Below are 21,862 nucleotides of genomic sequence, written 5' to 3' on the forward strand. Positions count from 1 at the left end.
GAAGTCCGACCGCATATGCTATGCGCGCACCGTCACCGATCAGTCACCGAGTGCTATTTTTCATCCGTCTCCCCGCTCTCTCCGCTCTCTCCGCTCTCTGCGCTCTCTGCGCTCTCCTCCCGCTGCGCGTACAGCCGGTCGCTGCCGTCCCCGGGCTCGTAGCAGTGGCGCTGCTCCCGCCTGACGAACGCGACCCAGTTGCCGACCGGCGCCTGCCGGTCGTCGACGGGCAGCAGGATGTCCACCCCGACGGGCTCGGCCAGCCGGATGCGGTCCCGGTGCTGCGCCTCCTCCACGGCCCGGGCGACATCGGCGAGCGCGCACGAGCAGTACCTCAGGTCCACCTGCTGCCCCAGGAGCGTCCGGATCCCGCCGAGGGCGGCGCGCTGCTCCGGCTCGGGCGTGAACGGCAGGTACCCGGCGGGCGGCAGTTCCGCGATGCCCAGCTGCTCCAGGGTGTACGGGCCGGGGCCCGCGGCCGCCGGCCTGATCAGGGCGCCCTCGCCGATGCCCGTGATGAGCCGCGCGACCTCCCGGCCGAGCTGGTCCTTGGTGTGGCTCTTGAGGAACTGCTGTTCGCCGATGAGGGCCAGCTGTTCCAGCAGCGGCCCCAGATCCGCCGAGGGCGCCTCCGCGGCTCCCAGCACCTGCGCCAACTGGTCCTGGAACTGGAGGATCTGGGCCGTGTACGCGTCCCAGGGCCGCATGCCGAGCCGTGCCTGCCAGTACCGGTACGGCGGGGCCGCGGCCCGGTCGCGGCGGGCCGCCCAGATGTCGGCCTCCCACCCGTCGGGCCGGCCGGGGTCGCGCAGGAGCACCGCGAGCCGGACGGCCTTGGGCTGTCCGGGACTCGCCGACGGCGGGGTCCAGGAGGGCGGCAGGTGGGCGCTGCGGGACCCGTACGGCCACGGGGAGTGCTCCGTGCGTTCGGCTGCGAAGATCCGCGAGGCGAGGAAGTTGCGCCGGGAGGCGGGCAGTTGGTTGTCCAGTCCCCGCTCGGCGCCCTCCGTCAGCCGGATCCGCACGCCTTCCGAGACGTACGGGCGCCGGGTGGTGCCCGTACCCGCGCACGGGTCGTCGCAGTAGCTGCCCTGTACCGGGGCATCGCCGTAGGGCCGGGAGTCGGGCGCCACTTCGACCCACCAGAACCCGTCGGGCCCGGGCTTCAGGCCCGTGAGCGGGATCGTGACGAGGCGCTGCGAGCGCAGCGGGCGCCCCTCCGGGGAGACGGCGAGGCCGCCGCCGACGCGCAGGGTGCCGTCCTGCACGCTGACCTCGTAGCCCTCGACCACGCCGGGTCCGCCCGCCGCGCCGACGGCCAGGGCGAGTTCGCGGGCGTAGCCCTGCATGCGGTCGAGGTGTTCGGCGCGCAGGAACAGCCCGTCGAACGGGTTGAGCCGGTCGATCCCGCCGTCGGCGGTCGCGGACGGGGTGGCGGGCGGCCCCGTGGGCGGGTCGGCGGGCGGGGCCGGTGCGGCGGTGCCTTCGCTGATCGTCATTCCTCGGTCCTCCCGGGGGCCGCCTGGCGCGGCAGATGGACGGTGACGACGGCGTCGTTCCCCTCGTCGGCGGTGCCCGGAGGGCCGCCTTCCAGGCCCGCGAAGGGCGCGCGCGGGTGCTCGCCGTACAGCGGCTTGGGCCCGGTGCCGCGGACGCGGATGCGGACCGTCTCGTACGCGGGCCGCTGGTCGAGGTCCACCTTGACCCGGCGGCCGTCGGCCGACACCCGGATCCCGGCGACCTCGTCGGTCGCCCAGCCCCGGCCTGCGTCGGAGAGCGAGGTGATCTCGATGCCCTCCGGTTCGGCGGATCCCGGCGCGAGCGGGGCGGTGACCTCGAAGCTCAGCACGGTGTGCTCACGGCTCCAGGCGAGGGAGCCGCGGATCAGGCGCGGGCCTCCGGCGTCCGCCTCGGCGGCGGCGCCGATGATCCCGGGCGCCAGGCCGCACACCAGCTCCTGGACGGTGGTGGTGGGCAGGATCGCGGTGCGGACGGACTGGTCGGCCCGCACCTCCTCCACGCGTACGCACCCGTCGTACTCGGTGAGTTCGACGGTGAGGCGGGCGAGGACGACGGGGGCGTGGTCCTCCGTCACCGGCGCCCACGGCGGGCACACGTCGCCCTCCTCCCGCTCCGGCTCCAGTGCGGTGGCGTCCGCGGCGGCCAGCCGGCGGAACGCGGCGAGCAGGGCCGGCGCCCGCAGGTGCGCCGGGACCCGGGCCACCTCGGCGGCCTCCCGCAGCGCCTCCTGGCCGGCGGTGTCCCCCGGGGCGGCCTCGTCGAGGCCGAGGAGGACCCGTACGCGGTGGTACGGGCGCCAGGGCGCCGGGGCGGTGGAACCGATGGTGATCCGCGCGGTCTCCACGATCCGGGAGAAGTCGTCGTGCCGGCGCGTGACGTCGCACGGGTCGGCGAGGGCGGGTACCGGCCGGTCCTGGCAGGACGCGAACTCCGCGAGGATCCAGGCCTCGACGGTGCGCCGCCGGGGAGGGTCGGGTTCTGCGTCCCCGGCTGCGGGCTCGGCCACGGGCGAGGCTGCCGTCTGCGGGCCCTCCTGCAGCGGGTGCGCTTCGATCCAGTCCCGCGCCCATGCGGTCAGGGACACGCACCAGGCCGCTTCCAGGGCGAGTTCGCGGCCGAGCCCGTCGACGGCCAGCCCGGGCAGCACCCTGAGCTCGTCGCCGTCGCGGGCGACGCCGAGCCCCCGGACGACGCCGGGGCCGTGCAGCCAGGCGTTGTGCAGCATGAGTTTGCCGCGCGGATTGCCCATCAGGACGCGGAAGTCGTCCTCGCCGAGCAGCATCCCGAAGGCCACGCGCAGCGCGAGGAACGGATTGACGGGCAGCTCGTCCCCGCCGCAGGGGCCGGGACCGCACGGCCCGCCCCCGTGCCCGGGGTCGGTGGGCAGGTCCGGGGCGGACCCGCCGCCACAGCCGCACGGGGTGCTGCCGGAGCCGAGCGCCGTCATGAGCTCTCCTTCTGGGTACGCCTGTCGATCACCAAGGGGGCGGAGGGGGACGGGGAGCCGGCGGCCGGGTCGAGCGCGGAGCCGGGGGCCGAGTCGAGGGCCCGCGCGGCCCGCCGGTCCGCCGCGGCGCCGCCCGGCCGGGCCGGTTCCCCGGGGAAGGGGCGGCCCGCCTTCCCGTACTCGCGCCGCATCGCGTCGACGAGGTGGCCCTGGCGGACCGCTCCCCCGTCGTCCGCCGCCCGGAAGGCCGCGCCGATCGCGGCGTTGCGGATCCAGCCGCCGGGCACCGGGTAGTACTGCGCGAGCCCCGCCAGGTCCACGTCGGCGTGCAGCAGGGCGCGGGGCAGGTGCAGCTCCCACATCCGGTGCCGGCCCGCCTCGTCGGGGAGCGGGAACTCCACGACGAAGTCCATCCGGCGGATGAACGCGGCGTCGATGTTCTGCCGCAGGTTGGTCGTCAGCACGGCCAGCCCGTCGAACCGGTCGAGCCGCTGGAGCAGGTAGGCCGTCTCCATGTTCGCGAACCGGTCGTTGGCCTCGGAGACCTCCGTACGGGTGGCGAACAGGGCGTCGGCCTCGTCGAGGAGGAACACCGCCTGCGTGCGCTCGGCCACTTCGAAGCAGGCGGCGAGGTTCTTCTCCGTCTCGCCGATGTACTTCGAGACCAGCTCGGACCCGTCCACCACCAGCAGGTCCCGGCCCGCCTCGGTCGCCAGTACCTCGGCGGCCAGCGACTTCCCGGTCCCGGGCGGCCCGGTGAGCAGCAGCCGTACGCCGCGGGCGGCCCGGGCGGCCTCCCGCAGCCTCCAGTCGTCCAGGACCAGCGCCTGGTGGCGCAGCCGCGCCACCGCGTCGCGCAGCTGGTCGTCGGCCTCCCCGCCGAGGACGAGCCGCGGCCAGCGGGCGTCCGGGCTGACCAGGTCGACGCCCGAGGGCAGCAGCGCCCCGGCGCGGGCCCGGATGGCTCCGGAGACGTCCGGGCCGGCCCCCTCCTCCTCCGCGTCGGGGGCCAGCCCGGCGCGGCCGTGCACGTCGAGGGCCACCTGCGCGGTGAGCGCCGGGTCGAGGGGGTGGCGCGCCGCCAGTTCCGGGGCGTGCTGCGGCGCTTCGGGCAGCGCCGCCCGCCAGGCGGTACGCCGGTCCGACGTGCCGATCGGCCCGACCGGCACGGTGAGTACGGGCCGCTGCGGCCCGGGGCGTACGGTGCCCGGCGCCGCGCAGACGAGCAGCGGGCCGGGGATCCGGCCGACGGCGGGGGTGACCGGGCCCGCCCCGGCGCCGGGGGCCGGCACCACCAGCAGCGGCACGGCGTCCCGTACGGCGGCGTGCAGGCCCAGCAGCCCCATGGCGCCGGGGTCTTCGGGGCGGGTCCGGGCGGCGAGCAGGCCGAGTCCGGCGGCGCGGGCGAGGGCCGCGCAGCGGCTGAGGGCGACGGTCTCGTCCCGGGCGCAGACCAGCAGGATGCGGGGCTCGCGCGAGCGCAGCGCGGCGACGGCCCGCACGCTTTCGGGGAGTTCGAGCCAGCCGTCGAGTCCGGCGACCGGCGGGCCGGGGTCGGCCTCCTCCAGCGCTGCGGGCCGGGCGGGATAGCCGTGCAGGGCCTCCCACAGCCCGTCCGCGAGGGTCAGGGAGCGTTCGTGGAAGGGGCCGTCGCCGGTGAGGGCGAGCACGCCCGCCCGTACGGCCGGGCCTTCGTGGAGCAGCCGGCGCAGGGCGACCCGGTCCGGAGCGTGCCCTGGTGCGCCGCCCCCGGCTCCGGTGCGGGCCGCGCAGTCGATCAGCAGGCCCGCGAGGCCCACGCTGGGGTGCGGGGCGCCGCCGGGGTTCATCGTGCGGAACGTCCGGGCCAGGCCCTCGTGTTCGTCGGGGAGTCCGGCGAACAGCACGAGCTCGGTCTCCAGGGAGCCGAGTCCGAACCGGTGCACGAGCCGGTCGAGCGGGGTGAAGGCGGGAGGTCGCGTGCCGGGGGCGGCTGCGGCACGGTGCGCGGCGCTCTCGGCCCAGTCGCGCAGGAACGCGGCGGATCCGCCGCCGGCCTCCTCGCTGCACAGGGTCTCGAGCAGCTCGGCCACCCGGACGGCGACGGCGGCGGCCCGCCGGGAGAGGTCGCGGCTGATGCGCTCAGACATAGCGGTACCTCACCACCGCGCCGAGCCAGCCCACCCAGCCCGGGTCGAGGTCCAGCCCGGCGCGGCGGACCGCCAGGTCGGTGTCGGCGAAGGCGAGGTGCACCTCGATCCAGCCGGTCTCGGCGGTGATCCGGCCGGGGCGGCGGGCGACGGCGGCGACGGCGCCGAACGGGTCGTCCGCGTACCGCTCGTCGCCGAGGCGGGCGGCGGTGGCCCGGGCCCAGTCGGCGGCGAGCGCGCTCACGGCGTCCTGCTCGGGCGGGGTCGCCGCGGCGGCGCGCAGGAGGGCGCCGGCGCGGTCGGGGCCGAGCCCGGCGAGGGCGAGGGCCGCCGGGTCACCGGGCGCGATGCCGGGGGCGAGGGCGCGGGCGGCGGCGTGCAGCACCCAGGGCAACGGCCGTGCGGCGAGGGCCGGTTCGTCGAGGGCGCGGTCCGGGAGTCCGGTCTCGGCCGCCGTGGCGAGCAGGAACGGCAGCCCGGCCCAGCCGGTGGCCGCGCCGCCCGCCGAACCGGCGGCCGGCTCCTCGGCCGGCCGGCCGTCCTGCCCGGGCGCCCCTGCGGGGTCGCGCGCACCGGGGTCAGCGGCCGCGGGGGCGTCCGGGGCGGGACCGGCCCCGGACGCATCGGCGCGGGGCGGGATCGCGCCAGGGGGCTGCTGCGGCGGCGCGTCCCGGCCGGGCGGTGCCTCGGGGTGGTCGGCGGGCGCCGGGGCCCGCCCACCGGAGTCGGCGGGCTCGGCGGCGCCGGTGTCCCGCACCTCCCGCGGTTGCGCGGCCTGTTCGAGACCGGGCGGCGCGGGGGCGCCGCCCGCGGTCCGCAGGCCGTCCGCCAGCAGCCGGCGCAGCCCGGGGCGGGCGGAGGTCCGGCGCAGCGATGCCGGGTCGGTTTCGGCGAGGACCAGAACGGCCCATGCGGCCAGGGTCGGTCCGGCGGGGCGCAGCCGGCTCTCGCGGACCAGCGAGGCCAGCCGCGATCCGGCGAGCAGGGCCCGGGCGAGCGCGCGGGTACCGGGGTCGGGCGCCGGTCCGGCGGCCTCCTCGGCGGCAGCGTCCCGGCCGGAGACGAGGGCGGCCAGGCACTGCCAGCCGCCCTGCCCCCAGGCCCGGTCCAGCGCGGCGAGCCCGCAGTCCCCGGCTGCGCGGAGCACGGCGGCCGCGGCGTGCTGCGGACGGCGTTCCAGGGCGGCGAGCAGCACCGGGCCGGGCGCCGCGTCCGGGGCGGGGTCGCCGGGGCGGAGGATGCCGGTCTGCCGCCAGGCCCACAGCCGTTCGCGGCGCCCGGCGGCAAGGCCGGCGACCGCGTCGGCGAGCAGTTCCACGTCGTGCCGGTAGTGCACCAGAGCGCCCGGCGCAGCGGCGCGGCCCTCGCGCACGGTCCGTTCGATCGCGGCGGCGACCGCCTCGGACCAGTCGCGCGCGAGCGCCGGATCGGGGCGGGCCAGGTCGAGGCCCAGGGTCAGGTCGAGCCGGGCCAGGCACCAGTGCCCGGGCGGCAGGACCAGGGCGCGCAGGGCCGCCTCCAGGGCGCCGCCGACGGCGTGGCCCAGCGGTCCGCGCAGCCGGTCCGCGGCGGGCGGCGGCTCGGCGGGGTCGTGGCGCAGGGTCGCCGACAGCCGGTCGATGACCACGGTGGGGCCGCTCATCCGACGCGCACCGCCCCGGCGATGGTGCTCTCGCCGACGCGGGAGCCGGCGGCGGGCACGCCCACGATGCCGTCCTCGCCGACCCGTACCCGGCCGACGACCGCGGGCCCCCAGGCCGCGCCCGGGCCGACGACGGAGGTGAGTCCGAGGTGCAGGGTGCGGCCGATCCGCATGCCCGCGCCGAGCGGGCAGATGTCCACGCGGGTGTGGGCCGGTTTGTTGGCCTCCACGATGGCGCGGACCACGTCGAGTTGCCCGGCGCTCGGATCGGCGGGGATGAGCACGCTGAACCGGTGGGCGGTGGCGGTGTAGCCGTCCTCTCCGGGCCGGGTGCCGCCGACGGTGAACCGGCCCAGCGCGCCGGAGGTGCCCGCCGCGCCGCCGACGGCCGGTGCGGGGGCCCCGCCGGGTCCGGCGCCGAGCACCGCTCCGCCGAGTCCGCGCAGCCGCCAGTGCTCCACCACGCTGATGGGCAGCGGGAGGTAGAGCCGCAGGATGCGTTCGAGGCAGGCCGCGGTGCCCCGGATGCGGAACAGGTCGTACGCCTGGGCGATCAGCTCGCGGCGGGCGGCCACCGGCCAGCGCCGGTCCAGGGCCAGGCCGAGCAGTCCGGCCAGCCAGCCGAGGGCCTCCTGCGGGGTGGCCCGGGGGTCGAGCAGGAGGGTGCGCAGGGCGGCGCGGGAGTCCAGTTCGTGCAGCAGGCCTTCGGCGGGGGCGAGGAAGCGCTGCAGGAACGCGGCGTCGGCCTCGTCCCGGCTCCAGGCCCCGGGGAGCGCCGCGGGCAGCCGGTGTCCGGGCCGCTCCACGCGCAGGCCCCGGATGCGGGGGCTCACGCGCAGGGTGCCGGCGAGCCGGAGCACGATCCACAGGTAGCGGCCGGGCGGGGCCTGCACGGGGGCCTCGTACGTCTCGAACCCGTCCTCGGGGTCGATCTGCGCCCAGGGCAGTTCGCGGCCGGTCGGACGCCGGAACAGGGATGCGGAGGGCGGCAGCCGGTCGGCGTAGAGGGCGCGGGGCGGCAGCGGCGGGGTGTGCTCGCCATGGCGCACGGAGCGGGGGCCGCGGACGGGCGGCGACCAGGGCAGCGGGTCGGGGACGGTGTCCTCGTCCGTGGTCAGGAAGCTCACGCGGACCTCGGTGCCGGGCGGGATGCAGGCGTCGAGGAACAGCCGGCCCCAGCGGGTGCGGTACTCCCCGGCGTCGAGGCGGTAGCCGATGACGCTCCCGGCGGGCGTGTACCGGGCGGCGGGCCCGGCGGTACGGGCGAGGCCGTCGGCGGTGGTGAAGGAGACGCGGCCGTCGGGGTCGACGGTCATGGCGCCGCCGTCGTAGCCGGGGGCGCGCAGGGGTTCGATCTCGGCCCAGTCCGCGGCCTGGGCTGCCGGGGCGTAGCGGAAGCGCCGGAACGGCTGCCCGGGCGCCCGGGCCACGACCAGTGCCCCGTCGGCGGTCAGATCGAGGTCGGTGGCGTCGTCCACGACCAGCGGCCTGGTGGCGTCGGCGCGGGCGACGACGGCGCGCCCGCCGGCCGCCCCGGTCCACAGGACGTGGAGGTGCCCGGCGTGGTCGGCGATCCGGGTGGGGCGCAGGCCGTCGGTGCCGGGCGGGCGGCGCAGCACGGGCCCGCGCAGCGGGCCGCGGCGGCCCCGGAGCAGCAGGATTCCGGCGGGCCGGGTGACGAGCACGGCCACCGCCCCGCAGTGGGCGGTGACGTCGAGGGGCCGGCGGTGCGGCCGGTCCGCACTGCGGACGGGGACCCGGCGCAGCAGCCGCTCGCCCCACAGGTCGACGACGTGGACGGCGCCGGCGCCGGACTCGGCGACGAACAGCCGCTGGGCGGCGTCCACGGCGAGGCCGCGCGGGACGCACAGGGTGCCCGGCCGGTGGTGGGGTGCGCCCTCGCCGCCGCCACCGGGCGGGACGACCTCCACGCGTCCGGCGCGCGGGTACGAGCGGTAGGCGCGGCCCCAGCGGTCGAAGGCGAGCCCGGCGGGTCCGTGGCCGGCCGCAGCGGGGTCCGGCCCCGCCTCCGGCTCGGGTTCCCAGGCGAGGCAGACCCCGCCCTCGTCGAGGAGGGCGGTGGACTCGTGGCGGCAGCGCAGCCATTGGTCGGGGTCGGCCAGGACGCCGATCGCGCGGTCGCCGTACATCAGCACACCTCCGGGGGCAGCGGTACGACGACCGGGTCGCCGGGGGGCGGTGGCGGGGAGCCGTAGCCGGCGCCGACGGGCAGCGGGCTGCCGGTGACGACGGTGATCTCGGCGAGCCGCGGCACCTCCCACGGGTTCAGCGGGACGAGCGGCAGCGGGGTCCATCCGCCGGCGGCGCGCCGGGCCAGCAGCAGTTCGTCCTCGAGGTACTCCAGGCCCTCCACCTGGACGGCGACGGCCTCGAGTTCGGCGCGCCGCACGGCCCGGCCCAGCGGCCAGCCCGCGCCCTCGGGCCCGTACGGCGGCAGCGGGGCGAGGTACTGGCGCAGGATCAGCTCGGCCCAGCGGCGCACCGCGTCGGGCTGGTAGCCGTCCCGGGTCCGGATGCCCACGGAGACGGCGATGTCCACGTAGGTGGGCGGGATGACGTACAGCTCGGTGGTGACCAGGCGCCGGGGGGCGAGGTACGCGGCCACCTGGCGCAGCAGGGCGAGGTCGGGCAGCGGGGCGCCGGGGTCGCGCAGGTCCTCGGTGGGGAAGACGAGCACGCTGACGACGCCGGCGGCGGGCTGGGTGGGCGTGTCGGGGTGCAGCAGGGGCAGGGTCTCGGCGCGCCGCACTCCGGGGACTTCGAGGGCGAGGGAGCGGAAGTCGTCGGAGGTGACGGCCCGGTCGCGCCGGTGCACTTCGGCGGGCAGGGCGTCGAGGGCGTCGGCGAGGGAGGCCGCGTCGGCGCCGCCGTACGCGGGGAGCGGGTTGGTGACCTTGACGCCGGAGACGCCGGTGAGTGCGCCGATCGCGCCCGCCGGGACGTTGCCGGCGGAGCCGCCGCCGTAACGGTAGGCGAGGACGCGGATGCGTTCGCCGATCTGGGGCAGCCGGCAGCGGGTGCCGAAGCGGACGAGTCCGGCGTCGGCGTCGAGGGTGTAGTGCCGGTCGAAGGGTCCGTCGGCGGCGAAGTCCTCGACCTCGGTCCAGGGCTGCCAGCCGTCGGGCTCCTCGACCTCCAGCCGGACGCTGCCCGCGAGGACGGGGTGCCGGGTCAGGCGCAGTACCTGGCCGGCGTCGGCGGTGCCGGTGCCGAGGAGTTCGGGTGCGGCGGTGCGGGCCTGGACGGCGCCGACGGCGTTGACGCCGACCCAGCGGATGCGGTGGATGGCGTCGTTCTCGTCGGCGGGCCGGCGCACGCGCAGCCAGCCCAGGACCCGGGCGGCGGTCTTCTCGTCGTCGAGGGGCGGCGGGCTGTGCAGGCCGCCGCTGCCGGTGCGGCCCCGGGGATGTGCGGGGAAGCCGGCGGGCAGCGCGACGGAGACCACGCCGGTGGTGGTGAGCCCGCGGCTGGTGTCGCCGAGCACGGCGAGGGGGGTGAAGGCGGTGCGGGCCTCGGGGCCGTTCCACAGCTCCCAGAGGAAGCCGGGCGGGGCGCTCACGAGGTCGCCGGCCCGCAGCCGGGTGGGGTCGTGCGGGTCGCGGGCGCGCAGGTCGTAGGGGCGCGGGAGCTGCTCGTCGGGGACCACGCCGACGAAGAGGGTCCGGCCGGCGAGCAGGCGGGGGTCGGTGGTGTTCTTGGCGAGCAGGGCGATCCACAGGGACCGGTCGAGGGTGGTGCTGACGTCGAGGGGCTGCTGGTCGGGGTCCAGCGGGTCGGCGGGGACGGCGGTGGTGACGTAGAAGGAGACGGGAGCCCCGGAGGCGACCCGCTTGCGCTCGTCCTTCGGCAGGGCCTCGACCGCGTTCTGCCGGCGCCGGCTCTCGGCGGAGCCGGGGGCCTCGGGGGCGGGCGTCTTGCCGACGGCGAGGGTCTCCAGGGGCCAGGCGACGACCTCGTTGTCGGTCTCGAACGCGACCGCGCCGGCCCGGGCCTCGGCGCCGCGCAGCACCTGCACGCCCTCGGGGCGTTCGGTCTCCAGGACGAGGAGGGTGCGTGCGGTGAGCGCGGGGCGCGGCCGGACGCCGAGCAGCCGCAGGAAGGCGACCTTCGTGGCGTCGGGGATCTGGTTGAAGCGGAAGAGCAGTGACTCGCCGAGGTGCGCGAAGAGTTCGAGCAGGGCGATGCCGGGATCGCCCGTGTTGTGGTCGGTCCATTCGGGCGCGTAGACCGGGATCCGTTTGACCAGCTCGTCCCGGAGCTGTTCGAAGGTGCGGTCGTCGAGGATGGGGCCGATCAGCGGCATACCGTCGTCACCCGGCCTCTACCGCAGGTAGAAGGGGTAGACGAGGTTGGCCGGGCGCAGGTCGAGCAGGTGTACGTAGGCGATGTCGATCCACACCAGGGTCGGCTCCTCCCCCGGGGTCACGGCGACCTCGGTGACCCGGATCCGGGGCTCCCAGGCGGTGAGCGCCTCGGCGATCTCGGCGGCGATCGCGGTGCGGGTGGCGGGGGTGTTGGGGGCCATGAGGTGGCGGCGCAGTCCGCAGCCGAAGGTGGGGCGCATGATGCGCTCCCCGGGCTCGGTGTCCAGGATCGTCTCGACGGACTGCCGGACCGCGGCGGCTCCCGCGACCCACCCGAGCCCGCCTCCGCCTCCGTTTCCGGGCCGGAACGGGAACCGCAGCCCGGTCCCGAGCCGGGCCTCGCCGGCGGACAGGGCTCCCGGGCCGCGGCCGCCGGGGGCGGATGTCAGGGCGTCAGATGCTGCCATGGCGTCCATGGTCCGCAGGGACCGTCACCGGGGCGTCTCGCCTGCGGCGGTCACTTCCACCAGCCCCTGTCGCGGAGTTTGGACTTCAACTGCTCGACGGCCCCGTCGTACTTCTTGCCGAACTTCGACGCGATGTCGTCGATGTCCTTCTCCACGGCCGCGTTGAACTTCTTGCGCTTCATCAGGCGCAGCTGGTCCGCCCGGTGCTCCTTGGACTCGTCCCAGGAGCCGGTGCTCAGGACGCGCGGATGGTCGGTCCACTCGCCCCAGCGGTCCTTCAGCCCCCGGTGGTCCATCTTGTCCATCTGGATCGCCGGTCCGTCGCCGAACGCGAGGTCGCTGATCTTGGAGTAGACGCCGTACGGCGGAATGTGGTTGATCTCCGTGCCCGCGAAGTTCCTCTTCGTCAGTTTGTTCCGCAAGTCCTTGTGCAGGCCTCCCTCGAACGCGGCCAGGTAGTCCGACTTGTACAGCGGATGGCTCTTGCTCTGCACGCGCCGGTCGACGCCCTCCTCACCCGGTTCCTTCGGGGCCTTCTTCGGCGCGGCGTCGACCTTCGCGGCCTTCGTCTCGGGACTCATCCCGGCCGTGATCTGCCACTTGTCCGCCTCCAACTCGGCTTCGAGGACGGTGAAGCCGTGCTTCTTCCTGATCCCGGCCAGCGCGTCCCGCAGCTCGGTCTCGTCGTACGGGTCCTTGTGCGAGCGCTCGGCAAGGGCGCCCAGCGCCTGGAGACCGGCCAGCCAGCGTTCCCCCTTCTCCTGTGACGGCACTGCGGCGGCGCCCTTGGCCGGCTTGCCCGGGGCAGCGGCGGGTGCGGGGGCCGCCTTGGCGGGGGCTTTCGCAGGGGCCTTCGCGGGAGCCTTGGCCGGGGCCTTCGCGGGGACCGCGGGGCCGGCGGCGGGGTCCTTCCAGGCGCCCTTCTTCTGTTCGTCCTTGGCCGACTTGGCCGGGACGTGGTCGCCGACCAGGTCCGTCAGGAACTTGTCCGGATCGAAGTTCACCTCGCCGAAGGTGATCTCGGGGACCTTCCCCGATCCCAGGACGTGCTCGACGTCCGCCCCGATGCCGAACTCCCCCGGAAGCGGATATTCCAGCCGGCCCAGCGGCCAGTTCCAGCGCTGGTCCGGCGCCGGGGACCACCAGGGGCTGTCCAGTTCGACGAAGAGCTCGCCGCCGAGCGCCAGGAAGGGCTGGGCCGCGATCTCCATGTGCCCGGCCAGGAAGAACTCCCCGTGCTTGCCCGCCTTCGGATCGGCGACCTCCCGGTAGCCGATCACCGGCGTGGCCTCGACGTAGCCGCGGATCCCGGCGAGCGCGCTGAGGGCGATGCCCGCCTTGATGTCGTGGCCCACGAGCTGGACGCCCGCGCCGCCCTCGGCCTTGAGCCGCAGGCCCGCGTAGGCGGGGACGTTGAGGGTGCCGGTCAGGCCGAAGCTCTTGAGCACCTCGGGCTTGGTCGACCAGGTGCCGGTCAGCTCCATCCGGTCGAGCGTCGCGGGGCCGATCTGCGCGACCGCTTCGAGGCCGATGTTGGCGAACAGGAAGACGTTGCCGACCAGCGGGATGCCGTAGGCCGCGCGGACCTCGAACCTGGCGAGCTGCTTGGTGGAGTCCTTCGGTTCGAAGAGCGGCTTGTCCATCTTCGGCAGGATCCTGCCCACGACCGTGACGTCGCCGTGGTGGTCGACGACCACCAGCGCCTCGCCGCGCAGCCAGTCCGCCAGCCGGACGTGGACCGTTCCCCAGCCGGCCACCACCCGGGGGCCGGGCCGCGGGCCCGCCGGCTCCGCCGTGGCGGGCGCCGCGTCCGCACCGGCCGCCTCCCCGGTCACCGCCTTCGCGGAGGTGACCTGCTCGGGGAGTTGGCTGTCCGTCAGCTCCTTCGCCGCCTTGGCGTCGGTCGCCAGCAGCGTCACCTGGCCCTCGAACCTGTCGTTGGCGTAGCGCACGGTTCCGCGTACGTCGACGGTCCCCGCCGCGAAGGCGGCCGTCACCTGCCCGGTGAACCCGCGCAGCGCCACGTCCACGATCGCCTTCCCGGACAGTGTCCCGTCCGGCCCGCGCAGCACCGGCACCTCCACCGACCCGAGCCCGGCCACCGTGCCCTTCGCGACGGCGTCGAAGGTGACCAGTTCGTTCGCGAGTCCGAGGCTCCCGGAGGCGCTGAGGAAGCCGCCCAGCGTGAAGGACATGCCGCCGGCCTTCACCACGAGCGTCGCGCCCCGCAGTTCGTTCTCCACGCCCGCCAGGCGCAGACCGCCCACGCCGTGCCAGCCCAGCGCCCCGGCGGAGTCCTGGAGGGTGTCGAACAGGCCCCGCGCACCGTCGAGCAGAACGCCCTTCACCTTCGCGGAGGCGTGCCCCTCCAGCACTCCGTCGCGCACGCGCAGGGCGAGCACCGGCTCGATGCCCCGGGTGCGCAGCGGCAGCAGCAGCGGGTGCAGCAGCGGGACCGCCTGGAAGCCGCTCCCGGGTCCGGTGACGATCCCCTGATCGGTCTTGCGGAGGTGGAGGGTCCCGGCCGCGACCTGGCCGAGGCGGACCCGTACGGGCCCGCCCCCGGCCCCCTTGCGCGCCAGGTACTCCTCGACCGGGGCGGGCACGGCGAGCGCCGCCCCGCCCTGCAGGGCCAGTTCCTCCCTGGGGACCTCGGGCGCGACGACCACGCGGGACAGCTCGTCGGCGAGCCTGCCCGGCGCGGTGGCGGGCGCGGGGCCCGCGGGGGCCGGTACGGGGGCGGCCGGTACGGGTGCGGCGGGGACGGGAGCGCGGGCCGGTTCCCGGGCCGCGGGGGCCGGGGCGGCCATCTCATCCCCCCTCGCACAGCGGGTCGTCGACCGGCGGCTCCGGCCGCGGCGCCGCCGGGACCGGGGCGGTGGCGGGCGGTGTGACCAGGTCCACCAGGTCGTCCAGGTCGTCCTGGGCGAAGGAGCCGCTCGCGTCCCTGAGGCGGGCGCCCGCGCCCTTGGCGCCGAGGAGTTCGTCGAAGGCGTCCGTCTCCGCCCGTCCCATGTCGGCCAGGGTCTTGCTGCCGTCGAAGAAGGCCTTCAGCGCGGCGGCCGCATCCAGCGAGGGCGGCAGGCAGAAGCGCAGGGCGAGCAGCCACCACAGCTGGAAGAGGAACACCACGATCGGCAGGAACATGCTGAACAGGAAGAACGCCACGATCATGAAGATCTCGAGGGCGAACGTGCAGGTCCGCGGGACGGCACCGGCCACCGAACCGCCGCTCGGCGTGCCCCCGCCCGGATCGAAGGACATCTGCGAGCCGGGCGGGCTGGTGATCGCGACCCCGCCGGGGCCGGGCGGCGCGGCGGCCCGGGCGGCCACCGCCCGGAAGTCGGGCATGGTGATGGAGATCTTCCGGTTCTTGGTGCCCTCGGGGTCGAAGAACGGGGCCAGCCGGAAGGGCTCGGTGGGCTTGCTCCAGGAGATCTGCGGCGGGCAGTGCTCGTGCCCCGCCCGCGGGGTGCGCCGTACGAAGCAGCGCAGTTCGTAGACGGAGCGGCCGTCGAGCTTCGGGGCGCCCCCGTCGTCGTGGTCGGCGGAGGCGGTCGGCACCACCCCGAACCACAGCGACCGCTCCGGCGGCGCTCCGTGCCCGCAGTCACCCGAGCGCGCGGGCAGCCGCCACATCGGCAGCTCCTGCTCCCGGTCCTCGGGCCGGCCCGCCGGCGGCGGCTCGCCGAGCGTGCGCCACTGCCCTCCCGCGGCTCCGGCCATCCACGCCTGGGTCTCCTTCTTCAGGTCGACCCGGCCCAGGAGTTCGCGGTTCTCCTCCTCGAAGGCCGTACGGTGCGCCAGGTCGGCCCACAGCACGTCCCGGGTCTCCGACAGGTACGGGCCCGCGTCCGCGCCGGCCTGGTCCCCGGCCGCGAGCAGGTCCGACGTCAGCCTGCGGGAGAGCGTGCGCAGCACCTTCGGCGGGGCGCACATGTCCACGTGGCGCCGGCGCATCACGAAACCCACCTCGAGGCCCTCCGCGGACTGCGGCCGCGGCAGCCCGGGCCGGTCGCAGAAGAGCTCGACGACGACGGCGTAGAACCGCTCGTGGCTGGGCTGGTAGAGCTTGCGCAGCCGGGTGCGCACCAGCCGGTGGGTGGCGAAGCGGGCCCGTCCCGGGCCGCGGTCGGCGAGGTCGACGGGTACCGGGTACGACCAGACGTCCTCGTCGGGGTCGAACTGCAGCGAGTCGCGCGGATCCGCCACCAGCGCCCGGACGAACTCGGCCGAGGCGTACTTCTGGAGCGCCGGGGCGTGTGCCGACGGGTCGAAGCGGTCGAAGCGCCCGCGCTCGCAGGTGTACCAGGGGGCGAGGACCTTGAAGCCGTGCCCGTCGGCGGCGGCAGCTGCTCCTGCGGCTGCGGCGCTCACCAGATGTTCCCGGCGCCGGGGGTGTAGGCCGGGGAGATCACCACTTGCTCGGTGACCAGCGTTCCGCACTTCACCAGGCCGCTGAAGGTGGACAGCGGGGCGTTGACCGCGACCACGGGCGCCTTGACGTCGACGGAGACGTTCGCCTGGACCTCCACGGCCGTCGGCGTCAGCCGCACGACGCAGCCGCCGCTGTGCCGGATCGTCACCTGCTGGGCGGCGTCGTCGAGGGTCACCTCGTGGCCGGAGGCCATGGTGATCCTCACCTTGGCCGCGCCCCGGGTGTCGTCGAACTCCAGCCGGCTGTCCGCCCTCGACCGCAGGGCGCGCAGGTTGTTGGCGTCCTGCGGCTCGTGCGGCAGGGCGGTGCGGCCGTTCCAGGCCGCGCCGAGCACGTACGGGCGGCGCGGATTGCCCGCCTCGAAGGCGACGACGACCTGGCTGCCCACCTCGGGCAGCACCAGCAGGCCCTGCTCGTCGTCGGCGTACGGGGAGCAGAGGGTGGCCCAGGCGCGTACGTCCCGGTCCCCGTCCCTGCCGAGCCAGGGGAAGCGGACCTCGACCCGGCCGAGCCGCTTGTCGTCCACGATGTCGGTGACGAACGCCGGGTAGACGCCGAAGTATCCGGGGGCGGAACCGTCCGCGGGAGCGGGCAGGGACATCACACCACCTCGTTCAGGCTGGAGCGTTCGGCGTCGAAGCGGGTGCGGAAGCCGTGGTCCGCGTCGAAGGTGTGCCGGATGCGGGTGACGTGGTACCCCTCCCCCTCGAACGGCGCGCCGACCGAGCGCAGGGTGAGCCTGCCGCCGACGACGAGATCGGGGCTGCCGTTGGTGATGCCCGCGACGGTCACGAACCGGCGGCCGCGGCGCAGCATTTCGGCGCGGGCCCAGCTCCCGGCCTCCTCGGCGGTCAGGGCGGCCTCGCGCACGCGCAGGCTGGCGCCGGGCCCCAGCGCCCGGGCCAGGAGTCCGGCCCCGGTACGGCCGCCGGCCGTCTCCGCCTCGACGACCTCGGGGCCGGCGCGCTCGTCGACGACCTCGCGCCGGTCGGCGTCGTAGCCGGTGACGACGACCTCGCTGCGCTGGTGGGCCAGGTCGGCGGCGAGCCGGACCGACATCAGCTCGCCGCCGTAGACGAGGGTCTGCGGGGTCGTGCCGCGGCTGCCGCGGGGGCGGAAGTGCAGGGTGCGGCCGCCGGCCCACAGCTCGGCCTGGACGAGCCGGGCCCGTTCGCGCAGGAAGGCCAGGTCGCTCTGGTTGAGCTGCTGTACGACGTCGTAGCGGGGCCCGGGGACGTCCGCGTCGGCGCCGAGCCCGTGCTCGCGCGCCACTTCCTCGGCGATTCCCGCGTCGGTGGTGTCGTGGTACGTGCGCATCCGGCGGGTCATCCGCAGCCGCATCAGCGCGTCCTCGGCGTGGACGAGGACCAGGGGCGGTTCGCCGTCGCCGAGGACGAGTTCCAGGCCGGAGACGACGCCCTCGAAGACGTACCGCTGGCGGGAGGGCGGGCCGAGGGCGACCTTGAGGCCACTGCCGAGGTCGACGGTGGACCCGTCGAGGTGCCGCAGCCGGTCCTGGGGACCCTTGGCCCCGGCGCCGACGGCGAGGAAGTGCGCGCGTAGGGTGCGCAGTCCCTCGACGCCCTCGGCGACCTCCAGGCGTACGCAGTCCCGCGCGAGGTCCCTGACCAGGGAGCCACCCACTTCGAAGACGGGCGAGACGACCGCGATCGCCGGCTCAGTCATCGAAGCCCTCCGCCGCAGTGCGGGCGGCGAGCCAGGCGGCCCGTTCGCAGGCCTCCCGGTGGTGCTCGGCGGCGGCCCACTTCCCGCCGGCCCGGTCCTGGCCGGCGGCCGGCGGGGCGGCGCCGCCCGTGGGCACGACGTCGGTGTGCAGCTCTCCGATGTACACGCTCATGGCGGGCCTCCTCGCGGTGTCCACCTCAGGGTGGTCGGGCCCGCGTCACGGCCGCGTTGCTCGCAGTCGGCGGCGGCCCGGCCGGGTGCGGCGGGCGGCAGCCGCTCCCAGGGGGCGGCGGCGGGGTCGGGCGGCAGGATCTCCTCGCGCCGGGCCCGGTCGGCGAGGCTGCGGCCGCCGCCGGCCCGGACCTCGGCGAGGGTCGCGGGATCGGCGCGGGCCCGCAGCGGTATGCCCCGGCCGTAGCCGAGGGAGCGCCGGTCGGGGGCCGGCGGCGGGGCGTACCCGGCCGGTCCTGCGGGCCGGGCCGGTTCGCGTACGGGCGGGCGGGCCGGGGCCGTGCCCCCCGGCGGGTCCGCTGCCGCGGGCGGGACCTCGAAGCTCTGCCGGGCCCGCTCGGTGGCCGAGTCGGCTGCGGCGCCCGCCACGATGTCCGCCGACGCGGCGATCCCGCCCCCGGCGCTGAGGACGAAGCCGGCCAGCGCCGGATCCGCCCGGGGCCCGGCGCCGGTGGTGCCCAGCGCCGCGGCCAGGCCCCCGACGGAGGTCGGCGCGGCGTCCCCGGCGAAGCCCGCCGAAAGGCTGATCCCGGCCGCGGCCGCGAACCCCGCGGAGACCTCCGCGCCGAGCTGGACGGAGGCCCCCGCCACCAGGGCCAGCGGGCTGTCGAGCCCGCTCATCGCACCGCGCCAGGCCGCCGGGTCGAGCCCCAGCCGGGACAGCAGCTGCTGGGCGGACTCCCCGTCCTGGGCCTGGACGACCTGCCGGGGCCGGTTCGTGCCGGCGGTACCGGGCGCGGCTCCGGTCCGCTGGTCGCCGGCCTCGGTGGCGGTCCGGGCGTCGCGGGTGGCGGGCCCCTCGGCGTGCGCCTGGTACGCGAAGTTCTGCTCGACGATGGTCACCGCGACCTTGGCCCGCAGCGGGGTCCCGTCGGGCGCGAAGTGGTCGAGCTCCTCGTTGACCTGCGTGACGATGCCGTTGTAGCGGAGCGTGCCCCAGACGAAGCGGACGGCGGGCGGCGGGTCGGAGGCCTTCGCCGGGGGTTCGACGAACTGCCGTACCAGGGCGGTCCAGCGGCGTACGTCGACGTACTGACCGCCGCCGCGCTGTTCGGCGGTGTCGAATTCGAGGTCGAAGGTGAGGGTCGAGCCCTCCTGGGCGGGATGCTGGACCTTCTGGCTCCGCGTGGTCGCCCCGCCCCGGTCGACGTTGTTGTTGCGGCTGATCCGCAGGGTGGCCGGGTTGAACTGCACGGGGAGGGGCCGGCTGCCCTCGGCCTCCTTGACCAGGGGCGGCTGGTCCTTTCCCGGCTGGGCGGTCACCGTGAGCCGCTGCAGGGTGGCGTGGACCAGGGCCGTCACGGGGTCCGCTCCAGGCGCAGGCCCTCGTGGGCGATGTGCAGTTCCTCCACGGCGATCTCCCCCGTACGGGCGTTGAGCGTCGGTCCGGTGATCTTCAGCGGCAGTCCGCGGACGAACGTCCAGTGCGCGACCACGCGCCCGCCCGCGGGGTCGAGCACCTCCACGTCGCCGTCGTACCGGGGCACGGGGGCGCCGCCGGCGACCATGCCGTGCAGCCAGTCCCACAGGCACGTGTCGGCGCTCCCCCCGTCGGCGGCGACGAGCATGCCCCGTTTGAGGACGAGCGGCTGGAGCCTGACCCGTCCCACCCGGCGCACCACTTCGTCGTTCGCGCCGCCCTGCAGGTACTCGCGGACGTCGGCCTCCAGGGCCAGCCCGGCGCACTCCTGGAACCCGCCGTCGCCGAGCCGGTCGGGAGCCCGGTCCGCCGCGCCGGCGCCGACCGCCGCGGGGCCGGGCGCGCCGGCCTCGGACGGCGGCCGCGGGATGACGGGAGGGGGCTCGGCTGTCCGGCCGGGCGTGGCGGTACGCGTGAGCCGCACCCGGAATCTGAAGGTCTGCACGAGCTCGGGCACGCTCACCTCATGTCACCGCCACGGCGCCGTCGGCGTCCTGCGCGATCCGCAGGACGAGGTATTCCAGGGGGTGCGCGGGAGCCACGCCGATCTCGGCCACCAGCCGTCCGAGCCCCTGCGACCAGGCGGGGTTGAGGCGCTCGTCGCAGCGTACGAAGAAGGCCTCGTCCTCGCTGTCGCCCACGAACGCGCCGCTGCGGTACAGCCCGCGCAGCAGCCGGACGGCGGCTCCGCGCAGTTCCTCGCGCAGCTGCGGGGTGTGCGGTTCGAAGGCCAGCCCCTGCGCCTGCCGGTCCAGGACGAGCCGCAGCATGGTCATCAGCCGGCGCACGCTGAGCTGCACGTAGTCGGGGTCCCGGGAGAGGGTGCGGGCCGAGGCGAGCCGGTGGCCGTCGCGTTCGGCGCGGAACACGTCGATGCCGAGCAGGTGCAGTTCGTCGCAGTCGGCGTCGCCGAGCCGCTGCACCGCGGTCACGGCGCCGGCGGCCAGGGCGTTGGCCGGGCCCCAGGGCAGTGCGAGGCTCCGCTCGCGCTCGGCGATGATGCCGGCGGCGAACCCGGAGGGCGGGACGTGCACGGCCGCGCCCTGGGGGTCCTCGGGCGCGACGACCCCGAGCCAGGGGTGGTAGGCGGCGGCGTACGAGCTGTCGAAGGCGGCCCGCCAGCGGGCGACGGCCCGGACGGGGAGTCCCGGCGGCACGTCGAGGAGGGCGACGAACCGCCGTTGGCGCTCCGCCAGGGCGACGAGCCGCTGCTGGCGGCGCAGGATCTCGGGCAGCTGGGCGGCGCTGTCCAGGTGCAGGGCGCGCGGCCGGGCCGGGTGCAGGGTCATGGGCGCGAGCGCCGGCGGGCAGGGCGCGAAGCGGGCGCCGACGTCCCGCGGCGGGGTCTCGGTGGTGGGCAGGACCTCGCCGTACTGCCAGAGCAGATCGGGTACGCAGAGCAGCGCGACCTCGGGAACCAGTGCCATCCGGTCCATGCCGGCGGCCCCGGCGGATCCGGGGTCCTCGACGCTCTCGGCGCCGCCGACGGGCAGCAGTTCCACCGGGCCCGGCCCGTGGAAGCTGTCGGCGCCGATGCCCTCGTAGCGGTCGGCGCCCGGGCGGACGGGCCGGGAGGAGACGGAGCCGAGGAAGGCGTCCGGCGGGAGCAGCCCCGGGGGCCACGGCCCGTCGGGGGCGACCAGCAGGGATTCGGCGGCCAGGACGGAGGCGGCGTACCGGGGGTGTGCGGGGCCCAGGCCGAGCCCCGCGAACCGCTCCTGGCGGGGGTGGGCGGGGTCGCCGTCGGCCACGGTGACGGTGGCGGTGACGGGCTCGGCCTCGACGGTCGGCGGCCGGGCGCCACCGCCGCTGCCGCTGCCGCCGCCCGGCGGCCGGTCCAGGACCGCGATCCGGCTGCGCCGCCCGGAGGCGTCCTGGCGCTCGGCCAGTTCGAGGATGCGGAAGAAGCTCCCCGCGGGCGGCAGCCCGGCGCCCCGGACACGCAGCACGGAGCCGGCCGGCGGGGTGCGCCCCTCGGGCAGCGCCAGGTCCCGGCCCGTCACGGCGGCCTCGAACTGCCCGGCGCCCGTGAACTCCCAGCGCACCGACAGCCGCCCGCCCCAGCCCCCCTCGTTCCGGGCGCGCAGCCCGATCTCGCAGGGCGCCCCGCTGCCGGGGTCGGCGCCGGGGGCGTCCGCGCGGGCCAGGGTGATCCGGTGCAGGGCGCAGGCCTCCTCGGCCGCGGGATGCGGGGCTCGCGGCAGCGGCGCCACCCGCAGGACATGGGCCCGTGCACCGCCCTGGGCGAAGAAGGCCCGTACCGCGTAGGGCAGCAGCCCGGGCCCCTCGAAGCCGCCGAAGTACCGCTGGTAGTCGGTCCAGCGGTCGACGGCGACGGGCTCGTCGACGGGCCCGCGGGGTGCCACGCCGACGAACCCGGCGATGTCCAGGCGCACCGGCCGCAGCGAGGCCGCGGGCGGCCGCGCGCCGCGGTACACCCCGGGCGCCCCGAGACGCAGTCCGGCGAATCCGGCGGGGCTCACCTGTTTCCTCCTGGGACGTCCCGGCCTTCAGGTCGGGGCGAAATGGCCCCTTCGAGCGGAGCCGCGAAGCTGC

15 protein-coding genes are annotated in these 21,862 nt (G+C 76.5%); all 15 read right to left on the reverse strand.

The genetic code is table 11. From position 1 onward, the window contains the following. Positions 1 to 53: 53 nt before the first annotated feature. Genes ACFYXK_RS25375 through ACFYXK_RS25445 form a run of 15 tightly spaced genes read right to left on the reverse strand, consistent with a single transcriptional unit; the run spans position 54 to position 21,789 of the window. Positions 54 to 1,499, reverse strand: a complete 1,446-nt coding sequence (locus ACFYXK_RS25375) for a hypothetical protein (protein ID WP_389413165.1) — start codon at positions 1,497 to 1,499, stop codon at positions 54 to 56. Next, positions 1,496 to 2,968, reverse strand: coding sequence for a hypothetical protein (locus ACFYXK_RS25380; protein ID WP_389413166.1), 1,473 nt, complete (start codon positions 2,966 to 2,968; stop codon positions 1,496 to 1,498). Before ACFYXK_RS25380 ends, ACFYXK_RS25375 begins: the two co-directional genes overlap by 4 nt. Further along, a complete protein-coding gene (locus tag ACFYXK_RS25385; RefSeq protein ID WP_389413167.1) occupies positions 2,965 to 5,097 on the reverse strand; it encodes an ATP-binding protein in 2,133 nt (710 codons plus the stop codon). The genes ACFYXK_RS25380 and ACFYXK_RS25385 overlap by 4 nt, the downstream gene beginning before the upstream one ends. Next, positions 5,090 to 6,739: a hypothetical protein gene (locus ACFYXK_RS25390; protein ID WP_389413168.1), complete on the reverse strand. Its 1,650-nt coding sequence runs from the start codon at positions 6,737 to 6,739 to the stop codon at positions 5,090 to 5,092. Before ACFYXK_RS25390 ends, ACFYXK_RS25385 begins: the two co-directional genes overlap by 8 nt. Then, the gene (locus ACFYXK_RS25395) at positions 6,736 to 8,889 is read right to left on the reverse strand and encodes a phage tail protein (RefSeq protein ID WP_389413169.1); all 2,154 of its coding nucleotides are present in this window, start codon (positions 8,887 to 8,889) and stop codon (positions 6,736 to 6,738) included. The genes ACFYXK_RS25390 and ACFYXK_RS25395 overlap by 4 nt, the downstream gene beginning before the upstream one ends. Beyond that, a complete protein-coding gene (locus ACFYXK_RS25400) occupies positions 8,889 to 11,063 on the reverse strand; it encodes a putative baseplate assembly protein (RefSeq protein WP_389413170.1) in 2,175 nt (724 codons plus the stop codon). Before ACFYXK_RS25400 ends, ACFYXK_RS25395 begins: the two co-directional genes overlap by 1 nt. An 18-nt stretch (positions 11,064 to 11,081) precedes the next feature. Continuing rightward, the gene (locus tag ACFYXK_RS25405; RefSeq protein ID WP_389413171.1) at positions 11,082 to 11,531 is read right to left on the reverse strand and encodes a GPW/gp25 family protein; all 450 of its coding nucleotides are present in this window, start codon (positions 11,529 to 11,531) and stop codon (positions 11,082 to 11,084) included. A 50-nt stretch (positions 11,532 to 11,581) separates the two neighbouring features. Further along, on the reverse strand, positions 11,582 to 14,341 hold the full coding sequence (locus ACFYXK_RS25410; RefSeq protein ID WP_389413172.1) for a hypothetical protein: 2,760 nt from the start codon (positions 14,339 to 14,341) through the stop codon (positions 11,582 to 11,584). A gap of 1 nt (position 14,342) precedes the next feature. Further along, on the reverse strand, positions 14,343 to 15,908 hold the full coding sequence (locus tag ACFYXK_RS25415) for a hypothetical protein (protein ID WP_389413173.1): 1,566 nt from the start codon (positions 15,906 to 15,908) through the stop codon (positions 14,343 to 14,345). Continuing rightward, a complete protein-coding gene (locus ACFYXK_RS25420) occupies positions 15,905 to 16,570 on the reverse strand; it encodes a phage baseplate assembly protein V (protein ID WP_389413174.1) in 666 nt (221 codons plus the stop codon). The genes ACFYXK_RS25415 and ACFYXK_RS25420 overlap by 4 nt, the downstream gene beginning before the upstream one ends. Beyond that, positions 16,570 to 17,655 carry a phage late control D family protein gene (locus ACFYXK_RS25425; protein WP_389413175.1) on the reverse strand — a complete coding sequence of 362 codons (1,086 nt, stop codon included), beginning with the start codon at positions 17,653 to 17,655 and terminating at the stop codon, positions 16,570 to 16,572. Before ACFYXK_RS25425 ends, ACFYXK_RS25420 begins: the two co-directional genes overlap by 1 nt. Beyond that, positions 17,648 to 17,827, reverse strand: a complete 180-nt coding sequence (locus tag ACFYXK_RS25430) for a hypothetical protein (protein ID WP_389413176.1) — start codon at positions 17,825 to 17,827, stop codon at positions 17,648 to 17,650. Before ACFYXK_RS25430 ends, ACFYXK_RS25425 begins: the two co-directional genes overlap by 8 nt. Continuing rightward, positions 17,824 to 19,188 carry a hypothetical protein gene (locus ACFYXK_RS25435; protein WP_389413177.1) on the reverse strand — a complete coding sequence of 455 codons (1,365 nt, stop codon included), beginning with the start codon at positions 19,186 to 19,188 and terminating at the stop codon, positions 17,824 to 17,826. Before ACFYXK_RS25435 ends, ACFYXK_RS25430 begins: the two co-directional genes overlap by 4 nt. Further along, positions 19,185 to 19,763 carry a phage tail protein gene (locus ACFYXK_RS25440; protein ID WP_389413178.1) on the reverse strand — a complete coding sequence of 193 codons (579 nt, stop codon included), beginning with the start codon at positions 19,761 to 19,763 and terminating at the stop codon, positions 19,185 to 19,187. The genes ACFYXK_RS25435 and ACFYXK_RS25440 overlap by 4 nt, the downstream gene beginning before the upstream one ends. A gap of 7 nt (positions 19,764 to 19,770) precedes the next feature. After that, complete coding sequence (locus tag ACFYXK_RS25445) at positions 19,771 to 21,789, reverse strand: hypothetical protein (RefSeq protein WP_389413179.1); 2,019 nt, start codon at positions 21,787 to 21,789, stop codon at positions 19,771 to 19,773. Between the last annotated feature and the right edge of the window lie 73 nt (positions 21,790 to 21,862).

This window comes from Streptomyces sp. NPDC002209, from assembly GCF_042890265.1.
In the GTDB taxonomy this organism is placed as follows: Bacteria; Actinomycetota; Actinomycetes; order Streptomycetales; family Streptomycetaceae; genus Streptomyces.